General features: G+C 73.5%; 11 protein-coding genes. 5 read left to right on the plus strand and 6 right to left on the minus strand.

Annotation, left to right across the window (positions count from 1 at the left end):
* Positions 1-15: 15 nt before the first annotated feature.
* Complete coding sequence (locus tag ABEA87_RS13570; RefSeq protein WP_345629412.1) at positions 16-648, minus strand: TetR/AcrR family transcriptional regulator; 633 nt, start codon at positions 646-648, stop codon at positions 16-18.
* Positions 649-935: 287 nt separating this feature from the next.
* Between ABEA87_RS13570 and ABEA87_RS13575 the strand changes: the two genes are divergently transcribed.
* The 3 genes from ABEA87_RS13575 to ABEA87_RS13585 all read left to right on the plus strand — a co-directional run bounded on the left by ABEA87_RS13575 (position 936) and on the right by ABEA87_RS13585 (position 2,899).
* Positions 936-1,643 carry an SDR family NAD(P)-dependent oxidoreductase gene (locus tag ABEA87_RS13575; RefSeq protein ID WP_345629414.1) on the plus strand — a complete coding sequence of 236 codons (708 nt, stop codon included), beginning with the start codon at positions 936-938 and terminating at the stop codon, positions 1,641-1,643.
* A gap of 10 nt (positions 1,644-1,653) precedes the next feature.
* Positions 1,654-2,163 (plus strand): HIT family protein, encoded by a 510-nt coding sequence (locus tag ABEA87_RS13580; protein ID WP_345629416.1) that lies wholly within the window; start codon positions 1,654-1,656, stop codon positions 2,161-2,163.
* Between the two features lie 103 nt (positions 2,164-2,266).
* The gene (locus ABEA87_RS13585; RefSeq protein ID WP_345629418.1) at positions 2,267-2,899 is read left to right on the plus strand and encodes an alpha-ketoglutarate-dependent dioxygenase AlkB; all 633 of its coding nucleotides are present in this window, start codon (positions 2,267-2,269) and stop codon (positions 2,897-2,899) included.
* A gap of 28 nt (positions 2,900-2,927) precedes the next feature.
* Here ABEA87_RS13585 and ABEA87_RS13590 read toward each other — a convergent pair whose 3' ends face one another.
* Positions 2,928-3,713 carry an alpha/beta hydrolase gene (locus tag ABEA87_RS13590; RefSeq protein WP_345629599.1) on the minus strand — a complete coding sequence of 262 codons (786 nt, stop codon included), beginning with the start codon at positions 3,711-3,713 and terminating at the stop codon, positions 2,928-2,930.
* Positions 3,714-3,831: 118 nt separating this feature from the next.
* Between ABEA87_RS13590 and ABEA87_RS13595 the strand changes: the two genes are divergently transcribed.
* The gene (locus ABEA87_RS13595; protein ID WP_345629420.1) at positions 3,832-7,398 is read left to right on the plus strand and encodes an AfsR/SARP family transcriptional regulator; all 3,567 of its coding nucleotides are present in this window, start codon (positions 3,832-3,834) and stop codon (positions 7,396-7,398) included.
* Between the two features lie 20 nt (positions 7,399-7,418).
* Positions 7,419-7,886 (plus strand): MmcQ/YjbR family DNA-binding protein, encoded by a 468-nt coding sequence (locus tag ABEA87_RS13600; RefSeq protein WP_345629422.1) that lies wholly within the window; start codon positions 7,419-7,421, stop codon positions 7,884-7,886.
* A gap of 69 nt (positions 7,887-7,955) precedes the next feature.
* On the opposite strand, the gene ABEA87_RS13605 is transcribed toward ABEA87_RS13600, so the two are convergent.
* The 4 genes from ABEA87_RS13605 to ABEA87_RS13620 form a co-directional block, all read right to left on the minus strand.
* The gene (locus tag ABEA87_RS13605) at positions 7,956-9,209 is read right to left on the minus strand and encodes an NAD(P)/FAD-dependent oxidoreductase (RefSeq protein WP_345629424.1); all 1,254 of its coding nucleotides are present in this window, start codon (positions 9,207-9,209) and stop codon (positions 7,956-7,958) included.
* A gap of 35 nt (positions 9,210-9,244) precedes the next feature.
* Entirely contained in the window at positions 9,245-10,651 is a 1,407-nt protein-coding gene (locus ABEA87_RS13610; RefSeq protein ID WP_345629425.1) for a deoxyguanosinetriphosphate triphosphohydrolase, read from the minus strand.
* Positions 10,638-11,783: an AI-2E family transporter gene (locus ABEA87_RS13615; protein WP_345629427.1), complete on the minus strand. Its 1,146-nt coding sequence runs from the start codon at positions 11,781-11,783 to the stop codon at positions 10,638-10,640. Before ABEA87_RS13615 ends, ABEA87_RS13610 begins: the two co-directional genes overlap by 14 nt.
* A gap of 162 nt (positions 11,784-11,945) precedes the next feature.
* Entirely contained in the window at positions 11,946-12,299 is a 354-nt protein-coding gene (locus ABEA87_RS13620) for a VOC family protein (protein WP_345629428.1), read from the minus strand.
* Positions 12,300-12,362 lie beyond the last annotated feature (63 nt).

The raw sequence follows: 12,362 nt of genomic DNA on the forward strand, positions 1-12,362 counted from the left end.
CCTGGGCTCACCGGTTCAGCAGTCGCGCATGATGCGGGCCACCTGGTCGGGAAGCATCGGCGGTTCGGGCAGCGGGTGCGCGGCCGGGGCCCGCAGGCCGTCGAGGATCAGGGCCAGGTGGCGCCGCCAGGCGGTGGGATTGACCTCCGCGGTGGCCTCGATGGTCCGGGTGATCGCCCAGGTCACGAAGGCCATGTCCTCGACCGTGAAGTCCGCCCGCAGCGCGCCGGCCCGCTGGGCACGGTCGAGGATGCGGGTCATCAGCTGGTACCCGTGCGCCTGGGCGGCCGTGGGTACGGCCTGCGGGATGCGCCGGGCGGCCAGGTCGTTGTATCCGCGGTCGGCGGCCTGCATCCGGCAGATCTGCTCCACGAAGTGCGTGAAGCCGTCCCACGCGTCGTCCATCGACAGGGCGTGTTCGGCGATCCGGGCGACCGCCTCGACCCGGTCGGCGAACACGGCCTCGACCAGGTCCGCGCGGGTCGGGAAGCGGTTGTACAGCGTGCCGATGCTCACCCCGGCCCGCCGGGCGACCTCGTCGAGGGCGACGTCGAGCCCGCGCTCGGCGAACACCTCACGGGCGGCGGCCACCAGTCGCTCGCGGTTGCGCCGCGCGTCCTTGCGCAGCGGCGCCGACCCGGTTGCCATCGCACCATCCTAATGAAGTTGACGACATCCTCAAGTTAGCGGTACCTTCAGTCAAACCTGAGGGGCTCCTCAACTTCGACCGCGGTACCTGCTCACGACGCCAGATCCGGGGCGCCCCAGCCGTCGACGATGCCAAGGAGTGACGATTCATGCCACGCTCGTCCACCGGCCCGGGTTCACCGGCCGATCTCGCGCCGCCGGAAGGATCAAGGTCGCCGAGGCGGTCCACGACACCGAAGGCCCTCAATTCACCGGAAGGCCCCGGCCCGTCCGGCAAGGTCATCGCCGTGCTCGGGGTCGGGCCGGGTCTCGGCCTGTCCATCGCCCACCGGTTCGGCCGCGAAGGCTTCGTCGCCGCCCTCGTGTCGCGCGATGACACCCGCCACCCGGGCTACCGCGCACGCCTCTCGAAGGCCGGCATCGAGTCGCGCGGCTACGTCGCCGACGTCACCGATCCGGCCGAGCTGTCCCGGGCGCTCGACCGCATCGCTGCCGATCTCGGCCGGATCGACACCGCGTACTTCGGCCCGGCGGATCCAAACGTCGGCGCCGGCATCGCGCCCCTGCCGGACGCCCGCGGGCCGGCCATCCGCAGCGCCCTGGAGGCGATGCTCATCCCACCGGTCAACCTCGTCGCCGCGCTGCTGCCGGCCATGCTGCGGCGCGGCGACGGCGCGCTGCTGTTCGCGGGCGGCCTCAGCGGCAAGCACCCGATGCCGATGCTAGGCAGCCTGGCGCCCGCCTCGGCGGCGCTGCGGATGTACGCGCTGACCCTGCACGAGGCGGTCAAGGATCGCGGCGTCTACGTGGGCACGCTGACCATCGGCGGCCTCATCGAGCGCGGCGACATCCACCGGACGGTCCAGGCCCGGCTGGAGCGCAGCGGCACGCCGGTGCCGGCCACCCTCGACCCCGACCGGATCGCCGATGCCGCCTGGAGCATGTACGTCAACCGTGGGCCGGCGGAGACCGAGTTCAACGCGCTCGGCGTCTAGGGTCGACGAGATGACGGCCCGGATCCCGATGGACCTCGACGCGTACGAGCGCCGGGCCCGCGGCGGTGAGTGCTTCATCTGCGCACTGGTCGCCGGCTCGCCCGGCAGCGAGCACGAGATCGTGCACGACGACGGCGAGCATCTCGCATTCCTGAGCCGCTACCCGACGCTCTACGGATACACGCTCGTCGCGCCGCGCCAGCATGCCGAGCTGATCCACCGGGACCTGGACCGCCCCGCGTACCTGCGGCTACAGGACGTCGTCTACCGCGTCGCACAGGCGCTCGAAGCGATGGTGCCGTGCGAGCGCATGTATGTGCTCAGCCTCGGCAGCCAGCAGGGCAACAGCCACATCCACTGGCACGTGGCCCCGTTGCCGCCGGGGACTCCCTACCGGCAGCAGCAGTATCGCGCGCTCATGGCCGAACACGGCATCATCGCCTGGGACGCCGCCCAGGCTGCCGCGCTCGGTGCGCGGCTACGAGCCGCCCTCGCGGACCTCGACCGGCCCGCGCGGTGAGGCTGGCCCGGGCACGGGCCGCCGCGTAAGCCGCGGAACCCGAAGATACTGGTCAGCGGCGGGCTATCGAACGCTTGTCCGAAGGATGGGTTACGCTGGCGGAATGACGGCCACCTTCCAAGCCTCGCTCCTGGACGCCGAGGAGGACATCCGGCCCGACCCGCTCGGCCCCACCGTGCGGCGCACCAGGCTGTGCCATGGCGCGTGGGTCGATGTCCGGCCGGGCTGGATGCGCGGCGCCGACGCACTGTTCGAGGAACTACTGACCGGGGTGCCCTGGCACGCCGAGCGCCGCCAGATGTATGAGCGCGTCGTGGACGTGCCGCGCCTGCTGAGCTTCTACGACGAGGGTCGGCCGCTGCCGCACCCCGCCCTGGCGGCGGCGCGCGACGCGCTCGACGCGCACTACGGCGCGGAGCTGGGCGAACGGTTCCGCACCGCCGGCCTATGCCTGTACCGCGACGGCCGGGACAGTGTCGCCTGGCACGGCGACAACATCGGGCGCGGCTCCACCTCCGACACCATGGTCGCGATCATCTCGGTCGGCGCTCCCCGGGCGCTGCTGCTGCGGCCCCGCTGCGGCGGCGGGCCGACGCTGCGCCACGACCTCGGGCACGGCGACCTGATCGTGATGGGCGGCAGCTGCCAGCGCACGTGGGAGCACGCGGTGCCCAAGACCGCCCGGGCGGCCGGCGCCCGGATCAGCATCCAGTTCCGCCCGCGCGGGGTGCGCTAACCGCTGATGGGACGGGCGCCGTCCGGCGTCATCCCGCCGCGCCGCTGGCCTCGTTGATCGCCATGAACCGTTCGATCATGGGATTGACCTGCTCGGGTACCTCAAGCTGGCAGAAGTGTCCGGCACCGACGGTACGGCCGAAGGCGAGGCCCGGACGGTCCCGCAGCGCCCGCTCTCCCCCACCGGCGGTGATGACCAGCAGCGGCACCGAGGCCCGGTCCAGCGCCCCGGCGCCGTCGAAGCGCCCCATCGCCCCGATCACCGCCGCGGCCACCGGCGCGGGCTGCGCGTTCGCCGCCGCCAGGGTCTCCTCGCGGCGCACGACGTCGGCCGGCTTGAACAGCCGCTCGAAGAACGCACGGCGCCAGGAGCCGTCGTGGTCCGCGGCCACGTCCGGCACCGAGAGCTCGTAGTGCTCCTTGCGCGGCCCGGGCAGCATCGCCGGGGGCTCGATCAGCACGGCCGCGCGCACCAGGTCGGGCCGCGCCGCGCAGGCCAGCGCCACCAGCGCGCCCAGGCTGTGCCCGACCACGACCGGGCGGTCAAGCCCGGCGGCTCGGGCGACCGTGAGCGCGTCGCCGGCCAGCGCGTCGACGTCGTACGTTCCGGGTTCCGGCTCGGGCCGCCCACTGCCGCCGTGCCCCCGCAGGTCCAGCGCGGCGACCGCGTGCCGCGCGGCGAAGTGGCGCACCTGCGGCGCCAGGTACGACCGGTCGCAGGACCAGCCGTGGACGAACAGCATGCCCGGCGCCCCGGTCCCGGCGGTCTCATACGCCAGCCGCACGCCGTCGGCCGCATCGGCGAACTGCACCATCACGGCCCCCAAACCCCGCCGGCCCGATCGGTCAGACCCGAGGATAGTGCCGCGCCGGCCACCCTGGCCGCAAAGGGCACGGCAGCCCGCCAAGGGGGCGCCGGGCAGAATCGGAGGCATGCAGGTCGGCATGCTGGGTCCGTTGGAGGTCCGCACCGGCACCGGCGAGCTGGTGCCGGTGGCCGGGGCCCGGCTGCGCGCGCTGCTGATCCTGCTCGCGCTCCAGCCGGCCGCGACCCTGAGCACCGACCGGCTGGTGGAGGCCCTCTGGGACGAGCGGCCACCGGCCGGAGCGGGCAACGCGCTGCAGGCACTGGTGTCCCGGCTGCGCCGGGCGGTACCGGGCATCGCCGTGTTGCCCCGGCACTCCGGGTACCTGCTCGACCTCGACCCGGACCGGGTGGACACCGTCCGGTTCGAGCGGCTCGCGTCGGCCGGGCGGGCCCGGCTGCGCGAGGATCCGGCCGGGGCGGCGGCCACTCTGCGCGACGCGCTGGCACTGTGGCGCGGACCGGCGCTGGCCGACGTGGCCCGCGCGGACTTCGCCCGGGGCACCATCGTGCGCCTCGACGAGTTGCGGCTGGCCGCCATCCAGGACCGGGTCGACGCCGACCTGCGGCTCGGGGCCGGCGCCTCGCTGATCCCCGAGCTGGAGGAGCTGGTGGCGACCCATCCGCTCCGGGAGCCCCTGGTCGCCCTGTTCATCCGGGCGCTGGACGCGGCCGGGCGACGGGCCGAGGCGCTGGAGCTGTACGAGCGCACCCGGCGTCGCATCGCCGAGCGGCTGGGCGCCGAGCCGTCGGCCGAGCTGGCCTCGCTGCACCTCGCGATGCTGCGGTCCGGACACGACGCCGCACCGGCGCCCGCCACCCAACCGACCGCGACCGCCACTCAACCGAGCGCCGCGCTGCCGACCACAGCACCGCCGACCCCACTGTTCCGGGCCGCACCGCATCGGGCGACAACCGATCAGGCCGCAGCAGACCGGCCCACAGCGGGCGGGACCGCGCCGGACCGGGCCGCCCCGATCCAGGCCGCCCCGATCCAGGCCGCCCCGATCCAGGCCGCGCCGATCCAGGCCGCGCCGATCCAGACGGCCGCGAGCCGGGCCGGCGGGTCCGCACCATCCGCGCCCCTCCCGGGCAGCGGCGCCGGCAGCGGGACCGGCAGCGCCGACGAGCCCGCCAGGTCCAACCTGCGCGCCGAGCGCACCAGCCTGATCGGGCGGGAGGAGGACCTGGCCCAGGTCGGGGAGCTGCTCGCCGCCCATCGGATGATCACGTTGACCGGGCCCGGTGGCGCGGGCAAGACCCGGCTGGTCGAGGCGGCCGCGCGTGCCGCGCTGCACGCCCAGCCGGACGGGGCGTGGCTGGTGGAGCTGGCGCCGATCACCGACCCCGCGCACGTGGCCGCCGCCGTCCTCGACGCGCTCGGGCTGCGGCAGACGGCCCTGGCCACGGGTGGGTCGCTGCTCATGACCGGCGACCCGGCCGGCCGGTTGGTCGGCGCCCTGTCCGACAAGCGAGCACTGCTCGTCCTGGACAACTGCGAGCACCTGATCGATGCGGCGGCGGCGCTGGCCGACCGCATCCTGTCCGCGTGCCCGGACGTCACCATCCTGGCGACCAGCCGGGAACCGCTGTGCATCGGCGGCGAGGCGCTCTGGCCGGTGCGGCCGCTGGCCCTGCCGCCCGAGGCCGCCGACCCCGTCGAGCCCGCGCTGATCGCCAACTGCGCCTCGGTGCGGCTACTGACCCAGCGGGCTCGCGCGGTGCGCCCCGACTTCGAGGTCAACGCCGGCAACGCGGGCGCGGTCGCCCACATCTGCCGCGCGCTGGACGGGATGCCGTTGGCGATCGAGCTGGCCGCCGCCCGGCTGCGGTCGATGAGCCCCGAGCAACTCGCGGCGCGCCTGGACGACCGGTTCACGCTGCTGACCGGCGGCAGCCGCACCGCGCTGGCCCGGCACCAGACGCTGGCGGCCGTGGTCGGGTGGAGCTGGGACCTGCTCGACGACGCGGAGCGGGCGCTGTGGCGACGGCTGTCGGTGTTCGCCGGCGGCGCCACGCTGGAGGCCGCCGAACGGGTCTGCGCGGGCGGGCTGATCGGCCGGGACCGGGTGCTCGATCTACTGGCCGCCCTGGTCGACAAGTCGCTGCTGGTCATGCGCGAGGACGCCGGGGCCGCGCGGTACCACATGCTGGAGATCATCAAGGCGTACGGCCAGCAGCGGCTGGACGAGGCCGGCGAGCGAGTCGCCCTGCGGCGGGCCCACGGCCGCTACTTCGTGCGGCTGGCCGAGACCGCCCAGTACGAGCTGGTGGGCGCGCGGCAACTGGAGTGGCTGGACCGGTTGAGCGCCGATCACGACAACCTGCACGCCGCGGTCCGCAACGCGGTCGGGGCCGGCGACACGATGCTGGCGGCCCGGCTCGTGGCCGCGCTCGGCTTCTACTGGTGGGCACACGGCCACAAGGTCGAGGGCACCGAACTCGTCAGCGCTGCGCTGTCCCTGCCGGTTCCGGCGAAGGAGGCCGGCGACGGGGTACCCGACGACGCGCGCGTGGTGGCGTACGCGATGGGCGGCCTGCTCGCCGTGGACAGCCGGCACAGCCCGGACCTGGCGGTGCCCTGGTTTCAGACGGCGGCGCGACTGGCGGCCCGGGTACCCGAGCCGAGGCACCCGATGGTCCGCCTGGTCACCCTGATCACCTTCGTGTTCGAGGCGTCCATGGCGGTCGACAAACCGGTGTCGCTGGCCTCCCTGGAGGAGGCGATGGATGACCCGTTCCCTTGGATGGCCGCAACCGCCCGGTTGATCCGCGCCCACGTCGGACTCAACTTCGGCCGCTCACCCGTCGGGGCCCGGGCCGACTTCCAGCTGGCCCTGGATCGGTACCGCGAGCTGGGCGAGCGCTGGGGCACCGCGTTCTCCCTCGCCTCGCTGGCCTCGCTCGAGCTCTGGCGGGGCGAGTTCGCCACCGCGGCGGCGAACTACCGCGAGGCGCTGCGGGCCTGCCAGGAGCTGGGCGGCCGGGACGACGAGGCGCAGTTCCGGGCCCAGCTGGCCCGGACGCTGTGGCTGCTCGGCGAGCGGGATCAGGCGCACGACCAGCTGGCCCAGGCGCGGCGGCTGGCCCAGCGCCTCGGCCTGCCCGAGCCGAGGGGCCAGACCGCGTACATCTCCGGCGACCTCGCCAGGCTCGAAGGGAACCTGGTGCTCGCCCGATCGGAGCTGACCGGCGCCGACGAGCTGGCCGCACAGTACGCGGTGGCCTCGCAGTTCCACGCGATCCTCAGCGCCTCGCTGGCCCAGGTCGCCATCGCCGCCGGCGACCTGGACACCGCCCGTTCCCACTACACGCATGCGGCCGAGGCCGCGCTCGTCTCAGTGGACGCGCCGGTCATCGGGCAGGTGCTGGTCGCCGGCGCCGATCTCGCGCTGCACGCCGGGGATCCGGCCGCCGCGGCGGCCCTGCTCGGTGCGAGCACCGCCGTGCGGGGCTCGCCGGACCTGTCCAACCTGGACGAGCCCAGGGTGGCGGCGGCGGCCCGGGCCGCGCTCGGCGCCGCCGCCTTCGACGAGGCGTACCGGCGCGGTGGGGCCGCCAACCTGATGACGTGGAGCGAGCTGCCGGGAGCCCGCCCCGCCGGAGACCCGGACTCGCTCGGGCCCGACGCCTGAACACCCGCACGGCCAGTGGCGTGACGACCGTCGGGAACCCGGCCGCGCCCCGGGTCGGCGATCGCACCCACGCGACCAGCCTCGACGCCTACAGTCAGGACATGGCCACCTGGGATGACGTGCGCCGGATCGCGCTGGCGCTGCCGGAGACGACCGAGCGGGAGTCGCGCGGCTGCGCCCAATGGCGGGTCGGGGACAAGGGGTTCGTGTGGGAGCGGCCGCTGACCGGACGGGACCTCACCGCGCTGGGCACGTCGGCACCGACCGGGCCGGTGCTGGCCGCTCGGGTGCCGGACCTCGGCGCCAAGGAGGCCCTGATCGCCGACGACGAGAACGTGTACTTCACCACGCCGCACTTCAACGGGTACCCGGTGGTGCTCGTGAGGCTGGATCGGATCCCGGCGGCGGAACTCAAGGAGCTGATCGTCGAGGCGTGGCTCGACCGTGCACCGAAGCGCCTGGCCACCGAGTACCTGCGCCCCGCCTAGTACCTGCGCCCCGCCTAGCCGATACCTCGCCGGTGACCGGCACCGTCCCCGGTCGGGCGTACCGCCCGGTCAGGCCACCAGGTCGGTCAGCGGCACGTCCGGGTCGGCGAGCTTCCCCAGGTCCACCGCTGTGCCGGCGTACCCGGCCCGGACCAGCGCCTGGATGTCGTCGGTCACGTCCCACACGTTGACGTTCATCCCGGCCAGCACCCGGCCCTGGTTGGTCCAGAACACGATGAACTCGGGCGCCTTTCCGTCCACGATGGACGCGTTGCCGCGGAACACCACCCGGTCGTAGCCGCCCGGCTCCACGTAGCCGGCGTACTCCATGCCCAGGTCGTACTGGTCGGTGAAGAAATACGGGACGTTGTCGTAGCTGATCTCCTGGCCCGCCATCGACCGGGCGGCGGCCTCGCCACCGGCCTGCGCGTTGTGCCAGTGCTCCACCCGGACCGACCGGCCCAGCAGCGGGCGGTGCGTGTTGGCCACATCCCCGGCCGCGTAGATGTCCGGATCCGAGGTGCGCATCGCCCCGTCCGTGACGATCCCGTTGTCGACGCTCAGGCCGGCGGTGTCCGCCAGCTCGGTCGCCGGGGCGATGCCCACGCCGATGACCGCCAGGTCGGCGGGCAGCTCGGTGCCGTCCTCCAGCACCACGCCGGTCAGCGCGCCGCCCTCGCCGCGGAACTCCCGCACCCCGGCGCCGAACCGGAACTCCACCCCGTTGGCCCGATGCAGGTCGGCGAAGATCGTGGCCACCTCGTCGCCGAGCACCCGCCGCAGCGGCAGCGCGTCCATCTCCACCACGGTCACCGAGGCGCCGTACCCGCGGGCCGCCGCGGCGGTCTCCAGGCCGATCCAGCCGGCCCCGATCACCACTACGTTGCCGCCCCTGCCCAGTCGGTCGCGCAGCTCATCGGACTCCATCAGGGTGCGCAAATACCGCACTCCGGACAGTTCAACGCCCGGCACCTTGAGCTGACGCACCCGGGAGCCGGTGGTCAGCAGCAGCTTGTCGTACCCGAGGGGTTCGAAGCCGTCGAGGGTCAGCGCGTGGGCGGCCGGGTCGAGGGCGGTGACCCGGACCCCGAGCCGCAGGGTCACGTCGTGCTCCGCGTACCAATCCTCGGAGTGCACATACGCCCCGTCCCGCGGGTCGTTGCCCTGCAGGTATCCCTTGGACAGCGGCGGCCGCTCGTAGGGGCGCTCGGTCTCCTCCCCGATCAGCACTATCTTGCCGGCGAAGCCGGACTCGCGCAGCGCCTCGGCCGCCTTCGCACCGGCGAACGACGCACCGACGATGACGAATACCCGCTCGTCCACCCGACACCTCCTACGAGAAGAACACCGACGCCAACTTAACCCGCCACGGTGCCGCCGGCATCCGCTTCCCGCCCGGGCCAGGGCGCCGGGCCGCCGACCAGGCGCCGGTGCCACGAGATCGCGGCCGGGTCGGTGAGGCTGGCCACCTGATCGATGATCACGCGCAGCCGGGCGGCGTCGTTCGGGGCGGCCAACCACAGCGGGGCGAACACCGGATCGAGCCCGTGCGGGGCGCGCCTCGCCAACGCGTCCACCAGACCGACGAGGATCTCCCGCTGCTGCTCGTACCACGGCGCCGCGCCCGGACGGCGCATCACGTACCGCAGCGCGAGTCCCTTGAGCAGCGCGCACTCGGCCCGGGTGCGGCGCGGCACCGCCAGGTCGGCGGCGTAGCGGCGCAGCCGACCCGGGCCGGCCGCCGCCCGGGTGGCGCCCACCGCGGCGGCCACGAACCGGCCGGTCAGCACGCTGGTCACCTGCTTGAGCGCGACCATCGAGGCGTGGCTGCCGTCGTAGCGGTAGAGCGGGGCGAAGACCGGATCGGAGAGGAGTTCGTCCAGCACGGCGGCCAGGTCCGAGGCGGACTCGCCGGAGTACGAGGCGGCCACGTCGGCGCACAGCGCGGCCCGCTCGACGTTGTCGTCGCGCAGGTTGCGCAGCGCGATGTACCCGCCGTGGATGCCGTCCTCGACGTCGTGCACCGAGTACGCGACGTCGTCGGCCCAGTCCATCACCTGGGCCTCCAGGCAGCGCCGGGTTCCCTCCGGCACACCTCCCGACCGGTCCGGCTCGGCGCGTCCGGCGCCGCGCGACGACCCAGACCAGTCGGAGCGCAGCCAACCGAAGACCGGCAGGTCGTCGGGGTACACGCCGAACTTGCGCGTCCCCTCGGAGCGGGGCCAGGGGTATTTGCAGCAGGCGTCGAGCGAGGCCCGGGTGAGGTTGAGGCCGGCCGAGGTGCCGTCGGGGCGCATCACCTTGGCCTCCAGCCTGGTCAGCACCCGCAGGGTCTGCGCGTTGCCCTCGAACCCGCCGCACGCCCCGGCCACCTCGTTGAGCGCGTCCTCCCCGTTGTGCCCGAACGGCGGGTGCCCCAGGTCGTGGGCGAGCCCGGCGGTGTCCACGACGTCCGGGTCGCAGCCCAACTGGGCGCCCATCTCCCGGCCGATCTGTGCCACCTCCAGCGAGTGGGTCAGCCGGGTGCGCAGGAAGTCGTCCGAGCCGGCCAGGTGGACCTGCGTCTTGGCGGCCAGCCGGCGGAACGCGGCCGAGTGCAGGACCCGGGCCCGGTCGCGCTGGAACTGGGTGCGCTGGCCGTCGACCGGCAGCGTGCGGGTGTCCTTCGGCGGCTCGTCGACGCAGCGCTCCTGCTCGTGCAGGGCCTCGGCCCGCTCCGCCTCGCGGTTCGGTCCGGCCAGGTCAACGTCATCATTCTGGTGCATCGGCGTCGAGCGTAGACCCGGCTCGCTCACCGGGCCCGGCTTGCTCGGCGTCTCGGGCGCGGAGCACCGGCGTCATGATCACCTTGACGGCCGCCGCCAGCGGGATGGCGATCAACGCGCCGATCAGGCCGAGGATGGTACCGCCGAGCAGCGCCGCCAGCAGCACCGCGAGCGCGGGTATCGCCACCGTGTTGCGCAGCACCCGGGGCGCGATCAGGTAGTTCTCCAGTTGCTGGTAGGCCAGGAAGAACAGGCCCAGCAGGACGGCGTGTGGCCACAGGTCGGTGGTGGCCAGCGCGACGATCACCCCCACCACCGCGCCGATCGCGGCGCCGACGAGCGGGATCAGGTCGGTGACCGCGACGAACACCGCCAGCGGCAGCGCGAACGGGATGCGCAAGATCTCCATCATGGCCAGCGACGACACGCCGGCGATCCCGGAGATGATCAGATTGCCGATCATGTACGAGCCGACCTTGTCGATGACCACGTCCACCGCGTCGTCGACCGGCCGCCGGTACCGGCGGGAGAACAGCCGGACCACGTTGCGGCGCAGCCTCGGCAGGTCCGCCATGAAGTAGATGGTCAGCACCAGAACCAGCAGCCCGGAGATCAGCGCCCCGAAGAACTTCCGGGTGAACCCGAGGGCCTGCGCGCCCAGCCGGGCCGGCAGGTTCCGGGCCAGGTCGTCGATGGCGTTCTGGAGGTGGAACCGGCTCTCCAGCTTGCGCAGGCCCGGCGTGCTGCTCCGCAGGTGATTCAGGTACTGGGGGAAGTTGCTGGTCAACCGGCCGCTCTGCTGCACCAGGGGCGGGATGAACAGCATCAGCAGCCCGGCCACCACTATGAAGACGATCACGAGAATGATGAGCACCGCGTACGACCGCTTGACCCCCCGCCGGACCAACAGCCGCACCGGCGGGTCGAGGCTGATCGCGATGAACGCGGCGATGAGGATCTCGACCAGCACGTCCCGGACGGCGTAGACGATGTGGTACCCGAGGTAGATCGCCACCACCGCGATCCCGGCGGCCACCGTCCAGCGGAAGATCGTGCGGGGGCTCACCGGCTCCGGTGACCGGGGCTCCTCCTCCGCCTCCACGGACCTGGTCAGATCCTCTTCGCTGGCCATGCGGGTAGCGTGACATGAACAGACAGTCGCCGCTGCTCACCTAGCGTAAGCGACCCGACCGGCAAGCGGGGCGCGCCACGGAACCGGCGGCTCGACACGCCGAACGGCCGAGGCCGGCCGGCGGTGGCCCACCCGCTCGGGCGGGGCCCGCCGGCCGGCCGATCAGCGTTCCGGCCTCGACAGGATGCAGAACTCGTTGCCCTCGGGGTCGGCCAGCACTATGCGGCTCGGCGCCCGGCCGGTCCGCCCCATGTCCACGTGCCGGGCACCCATGTCCAGCAGCCGCTCCAGCTCTGCGTCCCGGTCGTCCGGGTCGAGCTCGATGTGCAGCCGGCTGCTGTCCGGCTTCACGTTCGGCACCCGCGTGAACAGCAGCCTAGGGCTGTCGTCGCGGCCGATGACCACCTCACCGGACGCCTCACGTAGCAGTCGGAAGTCCAGCACCTGGGCCCACCAACGGGCTAGCCGGTTGGGGTCCATCGCATCGACGACGACGGTGCACCACCGGCTGCTCATGCGTACCTCCGCGTTGGCCTTCGATGTCCGGCTCAGGTTACGCGCCGGGCGCCCCGGCCACTC

The organism is Rugosimonospora acidiphila (assembly GCF_039543385.1).
Classification (GTDB): Bacteria; Actinomycetota; Actinomycetes; order Mycobacteriales; family Micromonosporaceae; genus Rugosimonospora; species Rugosimonospora acidiphila.